Source organism: Gilliamella sp. B2838 (assembly GCF_026536185.1).
In the GTDB taxonomy this organism is placed as follows: Bacteria; Pseudomonadota; Gammaproteobacteria; order Enterobacterales; family Orbaceae; genus Gilliamella.
On record NZ_JAFNOO010000003.1, the window covers coordinates 20460 to 44819 of the forward strand.

The 24360-nt window shown below is 34.3% G+C and carries 18 protein-coding genes and 1 riboswitch; of the genes, 12 read left to right on the top strand and 6 right to left on the bottom strand.

Going from position 1 to position 24360, the window contains the following annotated elements; translation table 11 throughout:
- Positions 1 to 61 precede the first annotated feature (61 nt).
- Positions 62 to 1795, bottom strand: a complete 1734-nt coding sequence (argS, locus tag J3U63_RS03735; RefSeq protein ID WP_267344826.1) for an arginine--tRNA ligase — start codon at positions 1793 to 1795, stop codon at positions 62 to 64.
- A 485-nt stretch (positions 1796 to 2280) separates the two neighbouring features.
- On the opposite strand from argS, the gene J3U63_RS03740 reads away from it, so the two are divergent.
- From J3U63_RS03740 to dinB, 6 genes are all read left to right on the top strand, one after another.
- Positions 2281 to 2628, top strand: a complete 348-nt coding sequence (locus J3U63_RS03740; RefSeq protein ID WP_267370471.1) for a hypothetical protein — start codon at positions 2281 to 2283, stop codon at positions 2626 to 2628.
- 43 nt (positions 2629 to 2671) lie between these two features.
- Positions 2672 to 2780: riboswitch (TPP riboswitch) on the top strand.
- Between the two features lie 39 nt (positions 2781 to 2819).
- Positions 2820 to 3818, top strand: a complete 999-nt coding sequence (thiB, locus tag J3U63_RS03745) for a thiamine ABC transporter substrate binding subunit (RefSeq protein WP_267332528.1) — start codon at positions 2820 to 2822, stop codon at positions 3816 to 3818.
- A gap of 17 nt (positions 3819 to 3835) precedes the next feature.
- Positions 3836 to 5401 (top strand): thiamine/thiamine pyrophosphate ABC transporter permease, encoded by a 1566-nt coding sequence (thiP, locus tag J3U63_RS03750; RefSeq protein ID WP_267370473.1) that lies wholly within the window; start codon positions 3836 to 3838, stop codon positions 5399 to 5401.
- Entirely contained in the window at positions 5388 to 6092 is a 705-nt protein-coding gene (gene thiQ / locus J3U63_RS03755) for a thiamine ABC transporter ATP-binding protein ThiQ (protein ID WP_267332530.1), read from the top strand. Before thiP ends, thiQ begins: the two co-directional genes overlap by 14 nt.
- 170 nt (positions 6093 to 6262) lie before the next feature.
- Complete coding sequence (gene cptA, locus J3U63_RS03760; RefSeq protein WP_267370475.1) at positions 6263 to 7969, top strand: phosphoethanolamine transferase CptA; 1707 nt, start codon at positions 6263 to 6265, stop codon at positions 7967 to 7969.
- An 81-nt stretch (positions 7970 to 8050) separates the two neighbouring features.
- The gene (gene dinB / locus J3U63_RS03765; RefSeq protein ID WP_267332532.1) at positions 8051 to 9106 is read left to right on the top strand and encodes a DNA polymerase IV; all 1056 of its coding nucleotides are present in this window, start codon (positions 8051 to 8053) and stop codon (positions 9104 to 9106) included.
- 128 nt (positions 9107 to 9234) lie between these two features.
- Here dinB and J3U63_RS03770 read toward each other — a convergent pair whose 3' ends face one another.
- Both J3U63_RS03770 and J3U63_RS03775 read right to left on the bottom strand, forming a co-directional pair.
- Positions 9235 to 10671, bottom strand: coding sequence for a 6-phospho-beta-glucosidase (locus tag J3U63_RS03770; RefSeq protein ID WP_267332533.1), 1437 nt, complete (start codon positions 10669 to 10671; stop codon positions 9235 to 9237).
- A 13-nt stretch (positions 10672 to 10684) separates the two neighbouring features.
- A complete protein-coding gene (locus tag J3U63_RS03775; RefSeq protein ID WP_267370477.1) occupies positions 10685 to 12559 on the bottom strand; it encodes a glucose PTS transporter subunit IIA in 1875 nt (624 codons plus the stop codon).
- A gap of 176 nt (positions 12560 to 12735) precedes the next feature.
- Between J3U63_RS03775 and J3U63_RS03780 the strand changes: the two genes are divergently transcribed.
- Positions 12736 to 13440, top strand: coding sequence for a GntR family transcriptional regulator (locus J3U63_RS03780; RefSeq protein ID WP_267332535.1), 705 nt, complete (start codon positions 12736 to 12738; stop codon positions 13438 to 13440).
- A 468-nt stretch (positions 13441 to 13908) separates the two neighbouring features.
- Here the strand turns inward: J3U63_RS03780 and J3U63_RS03785 are convergent, their stop codons facing one another.
- The 3 genes from J3U63_RS03785 to rph form a co-directional block, all read right to left on the bottom strand.
- Positions 13909 to 15702 carry a DUF262 domain-containing protein gene (locus J3U63_RS03785; RefSeq protein WP_267370479.1) on the bottom strand — a complete coding sequence of 598 codons (1794 nt, stop codon included), beginning with the start codon at positions 15700 to 15702 and terminating at the stop codon, positions 13909 to 13911.
- A 193-nt stretch (positions 15703 to 15895) separates the two neighbouring features.
- A complete protein-coding gene (gene pyrE, locus J3U63_RS03790) occupies positions 15896 to 16543 on the bottom strand; it encodes an orotate phosphoribosyltransferase (protein WP_267370481.1) in 648 nt (215 codons plus the stop codon).
- Between the two features lie 13 nt (positions 16544 to 16556).
- Entirely contained in the window at positions 16557 to 17273 is a 717-nt protein-coding gene (gene rph / locus J3U63_RS03795) for a ribonuclease PH (RefSeq protein WP_267332537.1), read from the bottom strand.
- 159 nt (positions 17274 to 17432) lie between these two features.
- Here rph and J3U63_RS03800 point away from each other — a divergent pair, with 159 nt between their 5' ends.
- The 5 genes from J3U63_RS03800 to J3U63_RS03820 all read left to right on the top strand — a co-directional run bounded on the left by J3U63_RS03800 (position 17433) and on the right by J3U63_RS03820 (position 24277).
- Positions 17433 to 18299, top strand: coding sequence for a YicC/YloC family endoribonuclease (locus tag J3U63_RS03800; protein WP_267370482.1), 867 nt, complete (start codon positions 17433 to 17435; stop codon positions 18297 to 18299).
- 24 nt (positions 18300 to 18323) lie between these two features.
- Complete coding sequence (locus tag J3U63_RS03805; protein ID WP_267370484.1) at positions 18324 to 19217, top strand: DMT family transporter; 894 nt, start codon at positions 18324 to 18326, stop codon at positions 19215 to 19217.
- Between the two features lie 261 nt (positions 19218 to 19478).
- Positions 19479 to 20174 carry a tetratricopeptide repeat protein gene (locus tag J3U63_RS03810; protein ID WP_267370486.1) on the top strand — a complete coding sequence of 232 codons (696 nt, stop codon included), beginning with the start codon at positions 19479 to 19481 and terminating at the stop codon, positions 20172 to 20174.
- Between the two features lie 221 nt (positions 20175 to 20395).
- The gene (locus tag J3U63_RS03815; RefSeq protein ID WP_267370487.1) at positions 20396 to 21184 is read left to right on the top strand and encodes a tetratricopeptide repeat protein; all 789 of its coding nucleotides are present in this window, start codon (positions 20396 to 20398) and stop codon (positions 21182 to 21184) included.
- A gap of 231 nt (positions 21185 to 21415) precedes the next feature.
- Positions 21416 to 24277: an SEL1-like repeat protein gene (locus J3U63_RS03820; RefSeq protein WP_267370488.1), complete on the top strand. Its 2862-nt coding sequence runs from the start codon at positions 21416 to 21418 to the stop codon at positions 24275 to 24277.
- Positions 24278 to 24360: the final 83 nt, after the last annotated feature.

Consider the following 24360-nt stretch of genomic DNA (forward strand, 5'->3'; position numbering starts at 1 on the left):
GAATTTATGTGTTTTAATGAAAAAACCACCGATGATGAATTTTATCGGTGGTATGCTAATGTTACATTTTTTCGACAGTTTTGATTCCTAACATATCAAGACCGATTTTAAGGGTTTTAGCGGTTAACGAAGCCAATTTTAAGCGGCTTTGTTTCAAGTTTTCGTTTTCCGCCGTTAAAATAGGGCAATTTTCATAGAAACTAGAAAATAGGGTAGCGATATCGTATAAATAGGCGCAAAGTACATGTGGTGTGCCTTCTGCGGCAACGTTTGATACAGTTTCATCAAATTGTATTAATCGAATCGCTAATGCTCGCTCTTTATCCGTACCTAAATTAATAGTGCCGCTTAAGCTGTCTTCGCTGATATTTGATTTTCTAAATACAGAAAGCACGCGCGTATAAGCATATTGTAAATAAGGGGCCGTATTTCCCTCAAATGACAACATATTATCCCAATCAAACACATAATCGGTGGTACGATTTTTGGAAAGATCAGCATATTTGACCGCACCTATTGCTACAGCGTCAACCACTTGGGCAAGCTCAGTATCGGTTAAGTCTGGATTTTTATTTCGAATTAAAGTAGTCGCTCGTTCTGTCGCTTCATCAAGTAGATCATTTAATTTAACAGTGTCACCAGAACGCGTCTTAAACGGCTTGCCATCTTTACCTAACATCATACCAAACATGTGATGCTCAAGTTTTAAGGATTCTGGTACATATTTCGCTTTATGCACGATATCCCAAACTTGTTCTAAATGTTGATGTTGACGTGAATCGGTATAATATAAAATACGTTCAGCATGAAGTGTTTCATAACGATATTTAACACAGGCAATGTCGGTTGTTGCATAAAGATAGCCACCATCACGTTTTTGGATGATAACGCCCATGGGTTCGCCTTCTTTATTTTTATATTCATCTAAAAATACAACGATTGCACCGTCACTTTCAACCGCTAATTTTTTCTGTTTTAGATCGGCAACAATGCCTGGTAGCATGCTGTTATAGATGCTTTCGCCCATTGTATCTTCAATCGATAATGTGACATTAAGGCGTTTATATGTGGCAATATTTTGCGTCATGGTGATATCAACCAATTTTCGCCACATTTCACGGCAATATTTGTCACCACCTTGAAGTTTTACTACATAATTACGGGCTTTTTCGGCAAAGGCTTCGTCTTCATCGTAATGTTTTTTAGCTGCGCGATAGAACGATTCTAAATCTGAAAGCTCCATGTCGTTGGCATGTTCATTTTCCATTTTTTCAAGATAGGCAATTAACATCCCAAATTGGGTTCCCCAATCTCCAACATGGTTGGCACGGATAACATTATGACCAAGAAAGCTTAATACTCGTACACTGGCATCACCAATAATGGTTGAGCGTAGATGACCGACGTGCATCTCTTTAGCAACATTGGGTGCCGAGTAATCAACCACAATAGTTTGAGGTTTGGCGGGTAAAGTAATATTGAGTTTATCACTACTTAGCGCGACTTCGTTTTGTTCAGCAATCCAACTATTTTTTAAGAAGATATTAATAAAACCCGGCCCAGCGATTTCCACTTTATCGGCAATATCATCAATATCAAGATGTTGTAAAACTTTTTCAGCTAATGCGCGTGGTGGCATTCCCAATTTTTTAGCGGTAGACATGATACCATTTGCTTGATAATCACCAAATTGAACTTTAGCGGATTGCTTGATTAAAGCGTCACAGTTTTTATCAGCACCGGCCATAATCATTGCTTGGGAAACACGTTGTGTTAATAGTTGTTGAATATTCACACTGAACCTAATCAATTAAAATAAAATGCCCAATATAATACTGATAAATTGATAAATTGTCACTGTGGGATTAGTTAAGGACAAGTAAATAGCTAATTTTTTTATAAACAAAAATTTTTTAATTTAAGGGTGATAGATTAACTTAACTATAAAATAGAAAAAAATAAAAAGAAAACATGTGCCAAAATTTATTTAACTAACTGATTGTCAATGCTTTTTGTCTTTTCAACTTTGGCATTTGCCCAAGACCATAACAATCTGCAAGAGCTCAAACTACCGATAACCTCCTCACAATTGATAAAATACTATAAATCAAATAATCATGGTGAAAATGTCCTTTTGGATAAGTATGCAAAACTCACTTGACCTTTAAATGAGCAAGAGATTGATTTCCCGATCCAAAATACGTCCTATGAATTTATTCCCTTTCATGAAGGAATTCGTTATTACGAAGTAGGTGGTTTTATGCGAATAATTGTCTTTAAGTGATTATTTATAATTGGTATGGGATATCTGATACCCCATTACTCAATATTCAACTAACTAGTTATGATGAACAAGGTAAATTGCTTGATGCGGTGCTTTTAGATAGTCAATATTCTTATGAGGATGTGAATTGTTTTATTGAATTTTCGGTCAATAAGGATTTAACGATAAACCTAAAACATTATGTGACTAACTATTATGATGATGAACATGAATATGGTGATGAAGCTGGACTAATAAAAGATCCTAAACCGGAATTTTGTAAAGGAGAGCAGTATAAGATCAACACTGGTAAGTTTAAGTTAATTTATTCTAAAATGGCAAAGAAGTTTGAATGGCAACAGTGAGTAACAACTATTTACAATTAAGCCTTCACCGACTACACTAATGCTGTTCTCAACGGGGTGCCCTAATGGGCTGAGAGTGTTAGTTGTGTTAACATAACCCGTCGAACCTGAACTGGATCATGCCAGCGGAGGGATTTGAGTTATTATATCTGCTCAAACCTTTTGTCTTTTTCTTGCTATTTGGAGGCAAAATGTTTCGTCAATTGTTGTTATCAACTGTTCTATTTATATCATTATTTTGGTCGCATTTTTCTGGCGCACAGCAACCGACTTTAACAATATATAGCTATAATTCGTTTATGTCGGAGTGGGGGCCTGGAGAAGCTATCAAACAGGGTTTTGAAGCTCAATGTCATTGTCAGCTAGAAGTAATTACGTTAGGTGATGGTGTTTCAATTTTAAATCGTATTCAGCTTGAAGGTGATAAAACCAATGCTGATGTTGTTTTAGGGTTGGATAATAATCTACTTGAGCAAGCAAAATTAACGAATATTTTTATTCCACATCAGATCGACAAACCCGATAATCTCTATACTGACTGGTGGGATAATGAGTTTATGCCATATGACTTCGGTTATTTTGCCTTTATTTATAATAAACAGAAGATAAAAAATCCACCGCGATCTATGCAACAGTTAGTTGACAATAAAGATCATTGGAAAATCATTTATCAAGATCCTAGAACTAGCACGCCTGGATTAGGTTTGCTGCTGTGGGTTAAAAAAGTTTATGGTGATGATGCTGCGCAAGCATGGCAAAAAATAGCTAAAAATACCGTAACAGTAACAAAAGGTTGGAGCGAATCTTACGGCATGTTTTTGAAAAATGAAGCAGATTTAGTATTAAGTTACAGCACTTCCCCTGTTGCACATATAATTTCTGATAACGATCATCGTTTTGCTGCCGCCATTTTTGATGAGGGGCATTATCGTCAAGTTGAAGTGGCTGCCATTGTAAAATATACACAACAACCAGAGTTAGCTCGCCAATTTTTACATTATTTATTAACACCCGAGATTCAACGTCAATTTGCTGAAAAAAATGTCATGTATCCAATCATAAAAACTGATTTGCCAGCAGCTTATCAACAGATTGATACAGTGAAAAAAGCCCTTGAATTTGATGCAAAGCAAGTTGAATTAAATCAAAAATCTTGGGTGCGTGAATGGCAAGTTGCTGTCAGTAAATAATGTCATCGGAACGAATATTGAAATTTCAATCCTTAATTCCAGGTATCAGTGCTGTTGGTTTGATTTTGCTCATATTAGGCACGGCACTTATTGCGCTTTGGGGATTTGCAATTCGAACCGATAATATAAGCATCTATTTTGATCATTATTTACTGCATATTATTTGGGTAACAGTTTTGCAAGCTGGTTTATCAACTTGTTTAGCCATCATATTGGCAGTATTGATGGCGAAAGCATTAGCTATGGTAGGCTTTCCATGTCAAGGATTACTCATCAAAATAATGCCGGTTACCTTTATTTTACCGACTTTAGTTGTGGTTACTGGTTTGCTTTCAGTGTATGGTCAGCATGGTATCGTTTCGTTAATTTTTCAATTTTTGAACCTACCAATTGAATTATCAATTTATGGTTTGAAAGGTATATTATTAGCCCATGTGTTTTTAAATTTTCCTTATGCTTGTTGTTTGTTTTATCAATCCTTAAAAAGTGTTCCTATCGAACAAAAACAGTTAGCTGCTCAGTTAAATTTTTCTGCTTTTACTTTTTTTAAGTTAGTTGAATGGCCATTATTGCGTCGACAAATCTTACCAATGGCAGCACTGATTTTTATGTTATGTTTTTCAAGTTTTGCAATCGTGTTAGCTCTTGGTGGCGGGCCAAAATATACCACTATTGAGGTAGCAATATATCAGTCGATCCGTGATTTTGATCTTATACAAGCCGTGTTACTTTCTTTTTTGCAACTAATTTGTTGTATTGGTTTTCTTATCATCATGCAAAGAATAAATCGAATCAAAAAAATGCATATTCGATTTGTTCATCAAACTTATCAAGTTCCGATTCCTTACTATTTATCATTGATCAGTTATGTCATCATTTTGATTGGGAGTTTATTTATTTTATTACCGTTGGTTACAATATTGATTGAAGGTATTTATTTTTTCAAATTTGCGTTATTAACAGCGGCACTTTTAAAAGCACTGCTTACCTCAATTATCATTGCAGTAGGTTCCGCTTTTATTGCAATGTTTCTTGCATTATTGTTACTTTGGACCAATAGCCGATTATTGATTAATCAACAAATTAAATGGAGCAATCGTTTAATGTTAATTGGTTCATTAATTTTGGCCATTCCAAGTATGGTTTTAGCTTCAGGGCTTTTCTTATTATTATTTCAATATGCCGACAATATAATTATTATTTCAATATTAGTGATGTTGTGTAACGCACTGATGGCGTTACCTTTTTTATTAAAAAATCTTTCAATCCCCATGTATGAAGTGAGTTTACGTTATTGGCAACTTTGCCAATCGCTTAATATTCAAGGTTTAACACATTTTTACTTGATTGAATTTAAGGCATTAAAAAAGTTGATGGTAATGAGTTTTGCTTTTGCTGTTATTTTGTCATTTGGTGATTTTGGTGTTATTGCTTTGTTTGGTGGGCAAGCTTTAACCACCTTACCTTACTATTTATATGAGCAAATATCACACTATCATTATCAAGAAGGTACTGTGACGGCTGCAATTTTATTGATGTTATCTTTTAGCTTAATGGTTGTGATGGATTATGATCGAACTTAATCAAGTAAATTATCATTACGATAATTTTAATATGCATTTTGAAATTAATATTGCAGCAAAAGAGCACGTCGTGATTGTTGGACCAAGTGGTGCAGGTAAAAGTACTTTATTGAGTTTAATCGCTGGGTTTATTTTTCCAAATTCAGGCACAATTAAACTTAATCATCAAAATATGACAAAAATTGCGCCGGGCAAACGCCCTGTGTCGATGTTATTTCAACACAATAATTTATTTAGTCACTTAACAGTTCAACAAAACATCGCTTTAGGAATTAAACCATCATTAAAACTTACACAAGCTGAGCAAAATACAATCGCTAATATTCTTGAACAAGTCGGATTGGCTGGATTTTCAGAGCGTTATCCAGAACAATTATCAGGGGGGCAACGTCAACGAGTAGCGCTGGCTCGTTGTTTGATACAACATCGTCCAATTTTATTGTTGGATGAGCCTTTTTCAGCCCTTGATCAAGCTTTACGTCAAGAAATGTTATCGTTAGTTAATCAAATTTGTCATCAGTATGATTTAACGCTAATGATGGTATCGCATTATCTAGATGAATCATTGAACTATTTCTCGCGTTGTTTAGTGGTAGAAGATGGACAGATTATTTTTAATGAACGGCCTGCGCAATTAATGCAACCACAGTATAGTGCTGTTGCAAAATTGTTAGGTATAAAAATTGACTAATATGATAATAATGTTAATTTAGTGATAACTTGATCAATTATATATTAAGTTTTTTTATTTTAGTAACTAGGGTTGTTATTAATTATTAACTTTAATAAATACCTTAAGGTTTTATTAATCTCGAAAAGATAACTTATAAAACTTAATTATTCCTTGTTGAAAAAAAAGTTATGCAAAAATTTAACCAGTCTGCAAAATTTAGTTGGTCAAATCTTATTTTTATCATTCTATTTTTTTGCTATTTTTCTTGTGCTTTACAACTTTATATAGCCTTATCTGGACACTCCAACTTTATTGGTTTGCGCGATGCAATAATTTATAGTTTGATTTGGCTAATTCCTGTTTTATTTTTTCCTAATTATACCCGTAAAATCACCGCTGTTTATGGAATAATTGTTGGTGGCCTGTCTTTGATTTCAATTGGATATTTTGTCATTTACCGACAAGAATTTTCACAGAGTGTATTTTTTGTCATGGCGGAATCAAACTTCAATGAATCACATGAATTTATTCAACAATATTTAAGTTGGAAATTGGTGGTTATCCTTGTTGTTTATATTTTAATTGCAATTTATTTGTGGAAAAAAGTCAAACCTGTTTATGTTAAAAATGGTACCAAGTGGATAGTATCTATGCTAATTGCTATTTACGCGATAATGCCGTTAGTAATTAGCTTAACTGTCAAAAAAAACACCTTTGAAGAGGCGTATAAACATTTATTAACACGTATGGAAACCACAGTACCTTGGCAATTAATCAATAGTTACATAGCTTATCGTTCGCAATTATCTAGCATGGAAGATATCTTAAATCACTTGCAAACCTTACCAAAGTTAGAAAATTTAACCGATGCTAATGGTGATACGCCAAGAACGTTAGTGCTAATTATTGGTGAATCCACCACTCGTAATCGCATGGGGATTTATGGTTATGGACGCGATACGACGCCTCAAATTGAACAATTTAAAAAGGATAATCCAGATTTACTCGTATTTAATGATGTTGTATCTTCAAGGCCATATACCATTGAAATTCTCCAACAAGCGTTAACCTTTGCTGATGAGCGGCATCCTGATTTATATTTGAAAACTCCCTCACTAATTTACTTGATGAAACAAGCAGGTTATAAAACGTTTTGGATCACTAATCAACAGACAATGACAGAACGTAATACCATGTTAACTATGTTTTCAAAACAGGCTGATGAGCAGTTTTATATGAATAATGATCGCAATCAAAGTTCAAGGCAGTATGATGAGTCAGTTTTTCCGCCTTTTAAATCTGTGTTAGCCGATCCAGCAGAAAAGAAATTTATTGTTATTCATCTACTTGGTACGCATATGAAGTATGAGTTTCGCTATCCAAAAGATGGCGAACATGACCGTTTTCGCGATAAAACTGGCATTGCTCATTCTTTAGATGACGATAAGTTAGATGTTTATAATAGTTATGATAATGCGGTCAGTTATAATGATTATGTCACAACAACCTTGTTTAAAATGTTTAAACAAAGCCACGAAAATGGTTTTATCTTGTATTTTTCTGATCATGGTGAAGATGTTTACCAAACTCCACCTCATGATGTATTAGGTCGTAATGAAAAAGCACCAACGAAAACCATGTATACCGTGCCATTTATGCTTTGGCAATCACCGCAGTGGCGGGCAACACATCCTAATAATTATCAAAACTATATTGATCGTAAATACAGTACTCAAGATTTGATTCATACTTGGTCTGATTTAGCTGGGCTGAGTTATAACTTATATGAACCGCAAAAAAGTATTGTTAATCCTAACTTTCATCAATCAACTCGGTGGATAGGCGATCCTTATGATAAAAATGGATTGATCGATTTTGATAAATTATTACACTAATTTATTGTCCGTTTGCACGAGTACTTAAGGTATGATATTGTATATTTATACAGTTATATCTTAAGTACAATTAAACCCATTATGCGAAAAATTATTCATATTGATATGGATTGTTTTTATGCTGCAGTTGAAATGCGAGATAATCCTCGTTATCGTCATTTACCTATTGCAGTAGGCGGCGATCCGCGCAAACGAGGTGTTGTTGCAACAGCTAATTATTTAGCACGTCAATTTGGTGTACATAGTGCGATGTCAACAGCACAAGCGATAAAACTATGTCCTAATCTTAAAGTAATTCCTGGTAGACATGCAGTTTATAAAGAGGTATCAAATCAGATTCACCAAATATTTGCGCGTTATACTTCTGCAATTGAAACACTTTCGCTTGATGAAGCTTATTTAGATGTAACAGAGTGTAAACTTTGTCATGGTTCAGCAACGCTTATTGCCCAAGATATACGCCAAGCTATTTTTAATGAACTAGAATTAACAGCTTCAGCCGGTGTTGCACCTTTAAAATTTCTTGCAAAAATTGCATCAGATATGAATAAACCTAATGGTCAGTATGTCATTAGACCCGAACAAGTGAACAATTTTATTGCACAGTTACCACTTAATAAAATTCCCGGTGTAGGTAAAGTGACCGAAAAAAAACTGACTGAATTGGGCTTATTTACTTGTAACGATGTTGTTAATTACGATCTTACCAAGCTGCTTAATCAGTTTGGTAAATTTGGTCGAGTGTTATTTGAACGATGCCAAGGTATTGATGAACGCGAGGTCTGTAATGATCGACAACGTAAATCCGTAGGGGTTGAACGCACGTTAATCGATGATATTTACCAATGGGAAGCATGTTTAGACCAACTTGATCCCCTGTATGATGAATTAGAGAAAAGGTTAAGTAAAGTTAGAACAGATCTATCGATTGCAAGACAAGGCGTCAAATTCAAATTCGATGATTTTCAATTAACCACTCAAGAACACGTCTGGCCAAAATTAGATAAACAAGATTTAATTGCTCAAGCTTATAAAGTATGGCAAGAAAGGCGTAATAATCGAGGTGTCAGGTTAATTGGTTTTCATGTTACATTAATTGACCCACAATTGGATAAACAGTTAATTTTTAATTTTTGATGATTCTGAAAATGTTTGTCACTCAATCAATCATTGTGTTAGCTGACGGTTAACAATATAACGTGTCTATGAGGATTTTACCTGTAATAATAAAATCCTCATTGTGTCTAATCAAGCAATAAACGGCACTATTTTAAATCAGCGCCGTTGGTGGCTATGACGTGTTTATACCATTGAAATGAATCTTTTTTATAGCGTTTCATTGTGCCGTTACCTTCATTATCACGATCGACATAAATGACACCATAACGTTTTTTCATTTCACCCGTAGTGAAAGAAACCACATCAATAATTCCCCATGCGGTATAGCCCATCACGTCAACGCCATCATAGTCAATAGCTTTTAACATTGCTTTAATATGTGCGCCCAGATATTCAACGCGAGGTTTATCATGAATTTGATTATCATGTTCTAATTCATCAATTGCACCAAAACCATTTTCCACAATAAATAAAGGTAACTGATAGCGATCATATAAACGGTTAAGTGTATAGCGCAAACCTTCAGGATCTATTGGCCAGCCCCAGTCACTGCTTTTTATATAAGGGTTTTCAACTGCATTAGGTAGTGCACCATTGACGATATTATCACGGTTATCATTTTTAACATCAGCTTTTACGACAGTTGACATGTAGTAGCTAAAGCCGATGTAATCAACAGTACCTTGTTTTAAAAAAGCTAAATCTTCTTCAGTAATATCAAGTTTGTAGCCTTCGCGTTCAAACTCTTTTAATGCGTATGCTGGATAATAGCCACGAACATGTACATCAGGGAAAAAGAAGCGCTGATGCATTGCGATTTCTGAGGCCATCATATCTTCAGGATTACAAGAAAACGGATAAATAGGTACATGAGATACCATGCAACCAATTTGAAAATCTGGGTTAATTTTTTTGCCAGCAATCACAGCTTTAGCACTCGCTAACAGCTCATAGTGCGCAACTTGATAAAGCACTTCTTGAGGATTTTCGCCCGGTTTAACTTGAACACCTGAATTAGTCCAGAAAAAGATTGGATTACTGGTATCCATTTGGTTATTAATCTCGTTAAACGTCATCCAGTATTTGACTTTGTGTTTATAACGTTCAAAACAGGTAATAGCAAAACGCTCAAAAAACTCTACGGTTTTACGATTACGGAATCCACCATAGTGACGGGCAATATGCAGTGGCATCTCGAAATGCGATAGGGTGATAACGGGTTCAATGCCATGGGCAATTAATTCATCGAATACCGCATCGTAGAATTTTAGTCCTTCTTCATTAGGCTCAAGTTCATCCCCTTTAGGATAAATTCTCGTCCATGCAATGGAAGTACGCAGACATTTTAGACCTAACTCTGCAAATAGCTTAATATCTTCTTTATAGTGATGATAAAAATCAATAGCAGTATGATTCGGATAAAATTTATCCGCTTCTATACCTTCAGTTATTTGTCTTGGAACACCATGGGCACCCGCTGTCATTACATCGACAACACTTGGGCCTTTGCCTCCTTCATTCCAACCGCCTTCAAATTGATGGGCAGCTAACGCTCCACCCCATAAAAATGTTTTTTGCTTCATAACTTTTTCCCTATTATTGCTTAATTTTAAATATGATATTTTTAGGTGTAACTTCTGTATTTTCCGTTAAAATAATTTGTTGATATTGATCGGTATTGACAATAATAATTGGTGTAATTAGTGGATATCCTGCTTGCTTGATCGCTTTTGGATCGAAACTAATTAACAAATCACCTTTTTTCACTTTTTGATTGAGTTCTACATGATAACTAAATTCATTATTTGTCAAATTAACGGTATCAATTCCAACATGGATCAGTAATTCAACGCCATTATTTAATGTTAAACCAATAGCATGTTTAGAACTTGCAAACACAGCGGTAACCTGTGCATCATCAGGCGCATATACATGATTATCAGTTGGCTCAATGGCAATACCTTCCCCCATAAGTTTTTGAGCAAAAGCAGGATCAGGGACTTCACTCAGTGGTAATGCTTTACCTGACATTGGACTTGTTATTTCTAGATCGCCCAATACTAATTTGGGGGTATCATTTTCAATCTCATTTGACTGTGCTTGTTTCGCTTCACCCGTTCCTAAAATTTGGATTATCAACACAGGACCGAATAATGCAATTGCTGATCCAATTAAAACACCAATAAATGATCCAGGATGTTCAGGATTAATCGCATTGACAATAGTTAATGGTCCAGGTAATGCGGCATAAGTATAGTAATAGGGTGAAAACAAACCTGCAACAATCCCGCCAAGTGCTCCACATAAGCAACCATAAATAAAAGGTTTTTTAAAGCGTAAATTAACGCCATAAATGGCTGGTTCGGTAATACCAAATAGTCCTGTCACGAAAGCGGATAATGATACCCCTTTCATTTCTTGCGAGCGAGTTTTCAAATAAAAACCTAATGCAGCACCAACTTGACCAATAACGGCGATAGTTTGGAAAGCTTGGAATGAGTCTTGACCATACTGGTTAATATTTTCAATGATAACAGGCGTAATACCCCAATGTACGCCAAATATGACAAAGACTTGCCATACAGCGCCAATTATTCCACCTGCAACAGATGGTGCAAGGTTAACTATCCAGTTATAGCCATGAGCAATATAGTGAGCGGCACCTGCTGTTACTGGTCCAATAGCTAGTAAGGTTAGTGGCACCATAATCACTAAACAGATAAGAGGCATTAACAGTGGTTTAATAATGCTGTGTAAACGTGGTTCTAAAAATCGTTCAAGGTAAGATAGCAACCATACTAAAAATAGGGGTGGTAATACGGTTGAAGTGTAAGTGGTTTCAGATAAAGCGATACCAAATAGATCAATTTCTTGTCCCGATTTTATTAAAGCCGCAAGTTCTGCCCATGTTGGCGATAATAAAGCTGCACAACAAGCGACCGCAATATAAATATTACAACGAAAGTGTTGTGAGGCAGTAATTGCAATAAAAATAGGTAAAAAAGCAAAAGGTGCCCATGAAATAAAATTGAATATTTGACAGGTACCGGTTGTTGCAAACTGAGGAAAAGCTAATTTAATTAAAATTAAGATCCCTTGTAGAATCCCTGATGCAGCTAGAACATAAACAAATGGGGCAAAAACAGCTGACATGGTTGCAATAATGCGATTTAACATTCCGCTTTGGGCATTTTTTTCAATTTTGTTATCCGTGTTAATGAGTTTTATAAATGCGTTGTAAACTTTTTCAACATTGGTACCAATAACAATCTGAATTTGTCCACCTTTTTCAACTACCGTGATGACTCCTGGCATTTTAGCAATGGTTTCTTTAGCGTGTTCAGGTGTTTTTTGGGTAACAATTCGTAGACGCGTAGTACAGCGAGCTACGGTAACAATATTATTTTCACCTCCTAGCTCATTTAGAATATCAATAGCGAGTTGATTATAGTCTCTGATTTTTGACGACATCGATTTTACTCCTCAAAAAGGTTAGTAAGCTTATCTTATCGATAAAATTGAAATTGTTAATGACCAATTATATTGTTTGTGATCTAGATCTAACTTTTCATTCGCTTAGTTTAAAAATCTTATTAACCTGTATAAAATATATAACATTTACTTATAAGAAGAATAAAGAGTTCGCCATGCTGAAATATCAAGATGTTGCTGAAAAAATTAAGCAAACTATCTATCAACAAAAAATGCCTAAAGATACCCAGTTACCTAATATTGAAGGATTAATAAATCAATATCAGGTTAGCCGGACTACGATTATAAAAGCCCTTAATCGTTTAGAGCGTCATGGTGTTATTTACCAGATTCAAGGTAGCGGTATTTTTGTTCGTCAACCTAAAAAGAGTGGTTATCTTAACTTTCTAGAAAGCCATGGCTTTAGTGTTGATTTAAATGATCTACCCGGATCGTCCGAAGTGTTTAATGTTGATATCATTAAGCCCAACCAGAAAGTTAAAGAAAATCTGCAATGCAGTGATGACGAAGACGTATACTTTATTAAACGTTTACGTTATGTCGATGGTGAAGTCTATGGCTTTGAACAATCTTATTATCGCAAAAAATTAGTCTCTTATTTGAATAAACAAATAGCAGAGCATTCTATATTTAGTTATGTACAAGAGACGTGTAATATCAATATCGGATTTTCGGATAAATATTTTAACGCGATAAAATTAGAGCAAGATGTTGCAACCTATTTAGGGTTAAAAGCGGGTGATCCCGCGCTATGTGTTGAGGAGATCTTTTATACTTCGGCCGGTGAGCCTTTCGATTTTTCCCAGATCATTTATCATTATGATAATGCCAAATTTTATGTGCAAAGTCATTCGAAGTAATATTAACAGTAACAATTATTTTTTATTTATAACTTTTATAAGGAGAAATGATTATTAATCATTTGCTCTTTATCTTTTTAATAATTAAATTTTACTATCTATACTTTTAGTTATTTTAACTCGATACTTAAATCATTCAAAAACTGTTTTTTTATTCAATATTATAATTAATTTATTGATTAGATGTATTTTTTTATTTGATTATGGATAAAGTACATTTTCAAAATCTTGTTGCATAAATTGGAAAAATGCATCAATAATAAAAGCCTTATATAGAATTGTGACCAAGTTTGTTTTATAAACACTACATGCAATTCTTTTTAGGCTCGATTTTCTAAATTAGCACCAATTAATCGTTTAGTATATTTAAGAACATTTAGTATAGGTGTTGAATTATGAAAAAGAAAAGTAATTTTCCTTTTTCATAACTAATTTCTCAGGCTGTATCTTTTAAGCCATCATAATAGATCATGAATTATGATTGTCCATTTGTGGGCTCGTCATTTGTTCCTCAGAGAATGAATTTAAAACTAACAACTGATCTAATTTGTTAAGCATCCATAGATATCGATTATGCAATGCTTCTTCATTCCATTGTTGATTAAATGTTTTTTGATAAAAATCATTTAATATTTTCTGAGAAAGTTGAAACGCAGTAGTATTTGAAGTTTTATCACCACTGTATACAATCATTTTTACATTAAAAGGATTGTTACTAGAATCAATATTTTTTTTATCACTCAATAACGTCAAATTAGCGATACTATGTAACCACTTATTTTTTATTTCATCGGTAATGTGATCCCATTCTTTAAAATTTTTATATTTTTTAGGTAAAATATGTTCCAAATGCAAATCTCTATTGAGACTGATGAATACAGGGTTTGATTGGTCTGTTAAATCATATTCTATTAGAATCAAAATGGGTTTAATCCAAGCTTCTTTATCAACTATGTTTGATGTTAATTGAGCTTTTGCATATTCAATAATTTTATCTGCCTGTAACTTATTAGAAAAAATTGCTTTTAAATAATTTATATGTTTTTTCTCTTTTATTGCTTTAATAATATTAAATGAAGTTTGTTTTACTTGTGACAATGTTTTGCCTGTAATCCAATATAAGTAGTAGAAACGCCTAAGCTCAATAGTCAAGGCGTCAAAATCAACATACTTGGTTGTTATTGCAGTCATTAGTATTGCTTTCCAATAATTGCTCCAGCGTAAATACCAGAATGAATAAATAATTTTATTTTTTGAACAATATATTTGTTCGTAATAATTTTTAGCAAAAGATTTTAGAGAAGCAATAACTTGATTTGGGTCTTGATCTTCAAATAAATTCTGCAATTCTTCAGTAAATGATTTTTTTTGATTTGATCCTAGTAAATAATGCGCGTAAATAATGAATAAATCATTTAAACTCATATCATCACATTGTTTGATAACTTGTTCCATCTCACGCCAATCAAACATGAATGTGTCTTCTTTTAATTTTGAAGTTGTTATATCATCTTGATATTTTTTATATAGTTTTTCTAATAAAAAACTTTTAATTAAATCAGCAGAAGTTAAATCTAATCCTCGATTATTCAATACCTGAAATAATTTAATTGCGAAATCCCGACTGGTACAATCAATACGAATAATTTTAACTTTATAAAATAAATAATTGATTAATTTTCCAAGTTGATCTGCATCTAACAAACTCAATTTATCAATAAAAATTAAAGCAGTATTAATAAATTTAAACTTAGGTTCTTGCTCATTTTTAATCTGATATTTATAAGGGGCAGTTAATAGTTTTGTAGCTCCTTCATCTAAAATATATTGTTGGAAATCAGATTGATGAGTTCGATGTGTATAAAGTCTTAAACGTTCCGCTCGACCGTTAAAAATAATTGCTGAACGTATGATATCTATATTCACTGCTAGTGGATTTTCACAATCGTTTTCATTAATATTTGGAAAGTGATCGCGTATAACACAAAAGAGTATCATAAGCGTTGTTAATCTTTGTTGTCCATCAACCACATCGATATATGGCGATTGAGGTTCATCATAAGAACTAGCTGTTATCACTGAACCAAGAAAATAATTTATCACACCATTTTCATGAGATTCCAAAATATCATCCCATAATTGTTCAACTTGTTCACTTTCCCATTTATAAGGACGTTGGTATTTAGGTATTTTGTATAAACTTGTCGTATCTCCAAATAATTCACTGATTGATAAACTCCGTGGTTTGAACGATTCTTCCATGTTTTACCTCCTCACTTATTCTTGAAAAAATTTATATAGTTATTGATAATTATGAGGTTATTCTATCAGTATACTTGGTATTAGTTAAATCATTTAGTTAGAAAGTAATTATCATTGATGAACTCAGCAATATGCTTAAATAAAAAGCGCCATAAAGGCGCTTGTGAAATGAGTTTAATTAAGTGGGTAAAGTTTATTTAATACCATATTCCGCGCGATAAGCCTCGACCTGTTTAACTTGGTCTTGGCGGGCAGGATCTTTATATAAATATTGAATCAAGTCATCTAGTGTGATGATTGAAATGACATCACATTGATAAGTTTGTTTAATCTCCTGAATAGCTGAAAGGTCACCGCGGCCTTTTTCTTGACGATCCAAGCAGATAAGCACACCCGCTAATTTAGATTTGTTGTCTTCAAGTATTCGCATTGATTCACGAATGGCTGTACCGGCTGTAATTACATCGTCAACTAACATAACTCGCTGTTGATAAATAGAACTTCCTACTAAATTACCGCCTTCACCATGATCTTTCGCCTCTTTGCGATTAAAACAGTAAGGCACATCAACATTATGGTGTTCTGAAAGTGCAACAACCGTTGATGAGACGATAGGAATACCTTTATAGGCTGGACCAAAAATGACATCATATTGTAAATTAGCATCGGTTAATGCTGCTGCATAAAAACGACCTAATAAAGCGAGATCTTTGCCAGTGTTAAACAGTCCTGCATTAAAAAAATAGGGGCTTTTACGACCCGATTTTAAGGTGAATTCACCAAATTTTAATGCTTGCCTTTCTAAAGCAAATTCTATAAATTCACTTTTATATGATTTCATCGATTATCTCCAATTAATCTTTTAAGGCCTGCTTTTGTGCTTCAATAATAGCGGCAATGCCGTTTTTAGCTAGATCTAATAATTTCAATAATTCATCGTGGCTGAACGGTTCGCCTTCGGCCGTGCCTTGTACTTCAATTATTCGACCATCGTCGGTCATGACCACGTTCATATCGGTTTCTGCGTTAGAATCCTCAATGTATTCCAAATCACATAATGCTTCGCCTTCAACAATACCAACAGATACCGCAGCGACTAAAGATTTGATTGGGTTTTGTTTAATTTGTCCTTTAACCAACATTTGGTTGATGGCATCATTAAGCGCGACACAAGCACCAGTTATAGACGCCGTTCTGGTGCCACCGTCAGCTTGAATGACATCGCAATCTAAAGTAATGGTATATTCACCGAGTAATTTAAGATCAATCATTGCTCGTAATGAACGCGCTATAAGGCGTTGAATTTCCATTGTACGGCCTGTTTGTTTACCTTTAGCTGCTTCGCGTTGATTTCGTGAATTGGTCGCGCGCGGTAACATACCATATTCGGCGGTAACCCAACCTTGATTTTGACCTTTTAAAAAGCGTGGAACACCTTCATCAACAGTGGCATTACAAAGTACCTTGGTTTCACCAAATTCAACCAATACAGAACCTTCTGCATGCTTAGTATAATGACGGGTTATTTTGATTGGGCGGACTTGTTCCGCAGATCGACCAGACGGGCGCATGCAATTCTCCAGCAGTTTAATTTTAAAAATTATCGTATTGAGCTAATCATTTAGGAGGACATCAACTGGATTACGTTGATGTTTAGCCTAAGCTAAGAGCATATTATACAGAATTTGTGATACAATGCCCAGCAAGTTTTTCAATTTTAGGGTGCAATTATGATTTCAAGTATGACGGCTTATGCAAGAAAAGAACTAAATCAACAATGGGGTAATGCTTCGTGGGAATTACGTTCAGTCAACCAACGATATTTAGAAACGTATATCCGTTTGCCAGAACAGTTTCGATCGTTAGAGCCTATTATTCGTGAACGCTTACGTAATCGTTTAACTCGAGGAAAAATTGAATGCAATTTGCGCTTTGAATTAGACCCTGCTGCACAAGGTCAAGAATTATTACTTAACAAAGAATTAGCTAAACAAATTTTAACTGCTGCAGATTGGATTAAAACGCAGCACCAAGCTGCTGAAGTCAATCCTATCGATGTGTTGCGTTGGCCTGGTGTGTTATCAGCAAAAGAGCAAAACCTTGACACGATTTCACAAGAGATTTTGGCCCTATTGGATATTACTATTGATGAATTTATCACGGTTCGTGAACGAGAAGGTCAAGCTCTTCGTGATTTAATTATTCAACGATTAGAAGGTATTACAGAACAAGTTAATAAAATTAAAAAGTGTATGCCTCAAATATTGGAATGGCAAAAAGAGAAACTGAAAAGTAAACTTGAAGAAGCGAATATAGAACTTGATAACTCTCGTCTTGAGCAGGAAATACTTATGCTTGCCCAACGTATTGATGTGGCAGAAGAGCTTGATCGTTTAACAACGCATGTGAAAGAAACCTATTCGATTTTAAAGAAAAACGAAGCAGTGGGTCGTAGATTGGACTTTATGATGCAAGAATTTAACCGTGAATCGAATACAATTGCCTCTAAATCAATCAATGCTGAGGTGACAGCAAGTGCTATTGAACTAAAAGTTCTCATTGAACAAATTAGAGAACAAGTACAAAACATTGAGTAAAAAACTAACTCACTTTAAGCCACAATGAATCGTTCATACGGTGTTATTGCCGTCATATTGGCATCAATCTTATGGGGTACAACAGGTACGGCAGCAACGTTAGCCCCATCACTCTCTCCTTTATTTATTGGTTCCTTTGCCATGGGGGTAGGGGGATTATTACAGTCTATTTTTGCTCTATCTAATATATTTAAAGAACGTAGGTTAATAGCAAATCACTTAGTTTTTTTACTGATTGGAAGTATTGCTGTTTCCCTTTATCCGCTAGCATTTTACTCTTCTATGCGACTATCTGGTGTGACTGTTGGTACAGTAGTATCTATTGGAACGGCACCGATTCTTTCAGCAATAATTGAGTATCGTAGCAAGGATTTTCATATTACTAAACAATGGGTTATTGGCGCGGCTTTTGGCATTTTAGGCATTATGCTTCTTTGTTTTTCTGAAAATAGTGCGACATCAACGCAATATAGTCATTTGGCTATTGGTATTTTGCTTGGTTTAATTGCTGGATTCACTTATGCATTATACTCTTGGTCGGCTCGTCAAATGATGTTAAAAGGTATATCCAGCAAAGCAGCGATGGGAACGACATTTGGATGCGGAGGTTTATTGTTAATTCCAGTTATGATTTTAGTAGGATCTCAGTTATTTGATTCATTAATCAATATAACCATAAGCCTTTATATGGCATTGATTCCCATGTTTATCGGGTATTTATGTTATGGTTATGGGCTGTCAACAATATCATCTAGCACAGCAACAACTATTACACTATTAGAACCGGTTATTGCAGCTATTTTGGCCATGTTAATTGTCGGTGAGTATCTATCTTTTTTAGGTTGGTTGGGGGTGATATTTATTTTTATTTGCCTTGTTTTAGTTACGCTATCGACCTTAAGTAAAGCATCAGTTTAGACTCAAGATAATTAAATACATTGTTAGTAAATAGTAGTTGTCCTCCACCGATATATTTATAAAATTCATATTATCATTAAATTTTTCATAGCAAAGAGTTACCCTGAAATCAATGACCTATTTTTATTAAATAATTTTGATATTAGTCAAAATTATTAATGCTATCATTTGTTATTAGACAATAATTTTGACAATATTACCAAGTACAAGAATAGAAAATAATATAAATTATTTAACCTATAAAGATGATAAGGAAAAAACATGAAAAAAATATTCACCACAAGCTTACTGTTTTTGTTTTTAGCGGGTATAGCCAATGCAGAAACCTCTTTAGAAGATATAGAAAAACTGCCTCGAGAAGAAATTATTAAACTTGCTAATGAAAAAAATGATGCTAAAGCACAATACTCTTTAGCACAAGATTATCAAGACGGTATAAATGTTGAGAAAGATCAAGCTAAAGCGAGAGAATTATACGAAAAATCAGCGGCACAAGGTTATGCACCGGCACAGTCTAATTTAGGTGTTTTTTATGAAAATGGTATTGCTGGTGAACAAAGTTATGAAAAAGCTAAACAGTTATATGAAAAATCAGCAGCGCAAAATGATCAGCATGGTCAATACAATTTAGCAACCTTGTATCAAAATGGTCGTGGTGTATCGCAAAATTTTGCAAAAGCCCAAGAGCTTTTTGAAAAATCTGCAGAACAAGGTTTTGTTAATGCACAATATCAATATGGTCAAATGTATTTGTTAGGCGAAGGTGTCAAAAAAGATTACGATAAAGCAAGAGTTTGGATGGAAAAAGCTGCACAGCAAGGAAAACCAGAAGCACAATTTAACTTAGGTGTGATGTATCAAAACGGTATGGGTGTTTTACCAAAAGATGACGACAAAGCATCAGAATGGTTTGAAAAAGCTTGTGAAAATGGTGTTAATCATCCAATTTGTAAATAATTAACAAAATTTAGCTCACTACACGGAGGCAATCGCCTCCTAAATAATTACGACAACCCCAGTATTGTTTTAATATTTTGCCACTATCGTCCATTTTAAGCATAAACGTAATTTAATAAACTTAATTAAAATTAATTGGTAATCATTATTTATATTGCTAGAATAAAATGTAAATACGATAATCTAAATAATATAACTATCTCGTAGTTAAGGAATAAGAAGTGAAAAAATTATACACAATTATTTTATTTTTTTTATTTTTAACTAATGCAGTAAGTGCACAAGATATCAAAAATTTAAGCATTAACGATTTGTCTAACTTAGCATCAGAACAAAACGATCCTGAAGCACAATTTTATTTAGGTGTAATGTATGAACAGGGTAAAGGTGTTGAACAGGACTATGAAAAAGCTAAGCAATGGTATGAAAAAGCGGCATCGCAAGGTATTGTTGAGGCTCAATTCAATTTAGGACAAATTTACTACACAGGTATGGGAAGTTCTCCAGATTATGTTCAATCTAAAAACTGGTTTGAGAAAGCCGCATCACAAGGTGATGTTGATGCGCAATTTAATTTAGGCATGATGTACGAGAATGGTAGAGGTGTTGAACAAGATTTTACTCAAGCAAAAACATGGTACGAAAAAGCAGCTGCACAAGGTTTTGTCGATGCTCAATTCAATTTAGGCATTATGTATGACACTGGAGAGGGAATAGAGCAAAATTATGCCAAAGCAAAAGAGTGGTTTGAAAAGGCAGCACTTCAAGGTGATGCTGAAGCACAAACTAATTTAGCGTGGATATATTATGAAGGCAAAGGCGTTGAAAAAGATTTAAAATTGGCGAAAGAGTGGTTTGAAAGAGCCGCAGCTCAAGATCAACCTGAAGCTCAGTATAATTTAGGTATCATGTATGAAGATGGAAATGCGGTAAAAAGAGATCCAGAACAAGCACAAAAATGGTACAAAAAAGCATGTGAAAATGGACTGGATAGTGAAATTTGTAAATAAGCTATCAATCCAAAGAACATTTGGTCTAAAGTAAATCTATTTTAATTGAAAAATCGATTACACGGTTTTGTCATCAAATCCATGTTTAATAAAATCTTTCCTGATGCAGAAATACATCTTTAGATTCCTAATTTTCTCTATATCGTTTATGCTTATCATAATAAAACAATTTAAACTGTTCGGTATAAACTTGTTTTCTGAGGTAATAATAATCAAGGAACAAAATAAGAAATGAAGAAATATCTACTAATATTATTACTCATGTCAATAAATTTGGTTCATGCCAATGAGCAAGAAAATTTAAAATTAGATGAGTTGTTACAGTTGGCTTATGAACAACAAGTTCCGAGTGCACAATATGAGTTAGCGGTTCGATATCAAGAAGGCAATGGTGTTGAAAAAAACTATCTAAAGGCTAAAGAATTATTTGAAAAGTTAACTTCGCAAACCAACAATGATGTTAAATTTAGAGTTGGTTTTTTGTATTTTATCGGTGATGAAGGATTAGAAAAAAATTACGCTAAAGCTAAAGAATGGTTTGAAAAAGCAGCCGCTGAAGGTGATAGTAATGCTCAATTTTATTTGGGCGTTTTATATCAACATGGATATGGTGTAATAAAAGATTATAGATTAGCAAGAAAGTGGTTTGCCAGTGCTGCTAATCAGGGTCACAGTGATGCTCAAGCTAATTTAGGGCAGTTTGCACTTTATGGTATAGGGCAAATGCAATATATTGATGGTGCAAAATATTGGCTTAACATTGCCGCTCTGCAAAATCATCCCAAAGCCCAATACTACTTAGGCATAATAAACTATGCAAAAGCACAAGAAGATGCAAACTATTATATTGACGCTAAAAATTGGTTCGAAAAATCTGCTAAGCAGGGTTATGCTTATGCACAATATAAATTAGGTCAGCTATATCTACGTGGTGAAGGGGTAAAGCAAGACGAAAACATTGCTAATCAGTGGTTTGAGGCTGCACGTCAACAAGGTTTATCTCAAGCAGAATTTAACAAAATAGATAACAATGAAGATGTTGACGACCTTAGTCAGGATTATAGTAAAGTTCAACAATGGTATGAAAAAAGATCATTACAAGGCGATATCAATGCAATGGTATCTTTAGCTTTTAGTTATACCAATCAAGAACCATATGGTGTTGATGTCAATTTTTCCAAAGCCAAACAATGGTTCGAAAAAGCCGCAGAACAAGGCGATCTTGATGGTGAATACGAAACAGGTATCTACTATTATTATGGTATTGGTTCAGAACAAGATTATGTACAAGCTAAGCAATGGTTAGAAAAATCAGCTAAACGAAATGATAAATTGTCGCAATACTTTTTAGCTATGCTGTATAAAAATGGCAATGGTGTAAAACAAGATTTTGTCAAAGCTAAAGAGTTGTTTGAGAAAAGTGCAGCACTTCCTGACTCAAGACCGCAAGAGCAATTAGGATTACTTTATTTAAATGGCGATGGGGTAAAACAAGATTATGTAAAAGCCAAAGAGTTTTTTGAAAAAGCGGCAACAAAAATTAGTGATCATGCTGAATTTAATTTAGGTCTAATGTATCAAAATGGTAAAGGTGTTAAACAAGACTATGTCAAAGCTAATGAGTGGTTCGAAAAAGCCGCTTCACGAGGCAACTCTAATTATCAGTTTTATCTAGGTGAAATATATAAAAAGGGACAAGGTACTGAAATTAATTTCACTAAAGCTCAACAATGGTATGAAAAAGCCGCTTTACAAGGTAATGTGAATGCACAATATGCTTTGGGCAAATTTTATCAATATGGTTATGGTGTTACGCAAGATATTATTAAAGCTAAGCAGTGGTATGAACAAGCGGCGCAGCAAGGGGATGATGATGCGCAGGTGCAATTAGCAAGTTTGTACTTAACAGCGAATGGTACCGATCAAGATTATGTAAAAGCTAAACAGTGGTTTGAAAGAGCTGCTTTAAAAAATAACATGGATGCACAACTAGCATTGGCTAATTTGTATGAAACAGGGCAAGGCGTTGCCCCCAATCCTGCTAAAGCTAAAGAGTGGCGAAAAAAAGCAACAAATAAATCCGAAATTGTAGATGATGTAACAAAAGAAACAACGCTATTATCGCATGAAGCTAAAATGTTAGCCTTGAATGAACAGTTAGCGCTACAAGGCGATGTAACCGCTCAGTTACAGTTAGCATTTTTATATGCAAAGAATAATAATGGAGTACAACAGAATAATAAGAAAGCTAAAGAATGGTTTGAAAAGGCGGCACTACAAGGTAATGCTGATGCTCAATATAATATCGGAAAATTTTATCTTGAAGGTATTGGTGTTGAGCAAAATTCGACCATTGCTAAAGCGTGGTTCGAAAAAGCAGCATTACAAAATGATAGTCGTGCTCAACTGGCGTTAGGACTGATTTATGCCAAAGGTAAGGGGATCGGACAAGATTACACTGCTGCAAAACAATGGTTTGAAAAGGCTGCCGCACAAAATGATGCTAACGCAGCATTCAACTTGGGCTTAATATATGACAAGGGCTATGGTGTTGAACAAGATTATACTAAAGCCAAACAATGGTACCAAAATGCTGCATTGATGGGGAGTGATGAAGCCCAATTTTATCTTGGTGAAATGTATCGAATGGGGCATGGCGTACCTCTAAAAAACTATACTGAAGCTAATTATTGGTACTGGAAATCCGCTGACCAAGGTAATGTTAAAGCATCATATATGGTGGCTTATTTCGATTTTTATGGTCTAGATAGTACCGAGTTTAATGGATATTCATTAGATTATTTTCTAAATGCCGCTTATCAAAATCAACCTCGCGCTAACAGCGCCTTGGGACAAATTTACTATTATGGCGTTGATGATAAGAGTGGCTATAATAATTATGTTATCAAGCCAGATTTTACTAAAGCAAAACAATTTTTTGAACAGAGTGCAGCACAAGGTTTTGCGCATTCCCAGTATTATTTAGGGGTAATGTATTTACATGGCTTAGGCGTCAAAAAAAATCCTAAATTAGCTAAGCAATGGTTACAAAACGCTTGCGAAAATGGCTTTCAGCATCAAATTTGTCAATAATCAAATAGATGATGTGTATATTCAATAAAAAATAGTATTTAGATAAAATAACCTGTTAGCGCTTTTACCTGAGTAAGGGTTTA

Bases quoted from the DNA above. Each gene is read 5' to 3' on its own strand.
- thiB (WP_267332528.1), top strand. From the start codon at position 2,820: ATGTTTCGTCAATTGTTGTTATCAACTGTTCTATTTATATCATTATTT.
- thiQ (WP_267332530.1), top strand. From the start codon at position 5,388: ATGATCGAACTTAATCAAGTAAATTATCATTACGATAATTTTAATATG.
- cptA (WP_267370475.1), top strand. From the start codon at position 6,263: ATGCAAAAATTTAACCAGTCTGCAAAATTTAGTTGGTCAAATCTTATT.
- dinB (WP_267332532.1), top strand. From the start codon at position 8,051: ATGCGAAAAATTATTCATATTGATATGGATTGTTTTTATGCTGCAGTT.
- J3U63_RS03770 (WP_267332533.1), bottom strand. From the start codon at position 10,671: ATGAAGCAAAAAACATTTTTATGGGGTGGAGCGTTAGCTGCCCATCAA.
- J3U63_RS03775 (WP_267370477.1), bottom strand. From the start codon at position 12,559: ATGTCGTCAAAAATCAGAGACTATAATCAACTCGCTATTGATATTCTA.
- J3U63_RS03780 (WP_267332535.1), top strand. From the start codon at position 12,736: ATGCTGAAATATCAAGATGTTGCTGAAAAAATTAAGCAAACTATCTAT.
- J3U63_RS03785 (WP_267370479.1), bottom strand. From the start codon at position 15,702: ATGGAAGAATCGTTCAAACCACGGAGTTTATCAATCAGTGAATTATTT.
- pyrE (WP_267370481.1), bottom strand. From the start codon at position 16,543: ATGAAATCATATAAAAGTGAATTTATAGAATTTGCTTTAGAAAGGCAA.
- rph (WP_267332537.1), bottom strand. From the start codon at position 17,273: ATGCGCCCGTCTGGTCGATCTGCGGAACAAGTCCGCCCAATCAAAATA.
- J3U63_RS03800 (WP_267370482.1), top strand. From the start codon at position 17,433: ATGATTTCAAGTATGACGGCTTATGCAAGAAAAGAACTAAATCAACAA.
- J3U63_RS03805 (WP_267370484.1), top strand. From the start codon at position 18,324: ATGAATCGTTCATACGGTGTTATTGCCGTCATATTGGCATCAATCTTA.
- J3U63_RS03810 (WP_267370486.1), top strand. From the start codon at position 19,479: ATGAAAAAAATATTCACCACAAGCTTACTGTTTTTGTTTTTAGCGGGT.
- J3U63_RS03820 (WP_267370488.1), top strand. From the start codon at position 21,416: ATGAAGAAATATCTACTAATATTATTACTCATGTCAATAAATTTGGTT.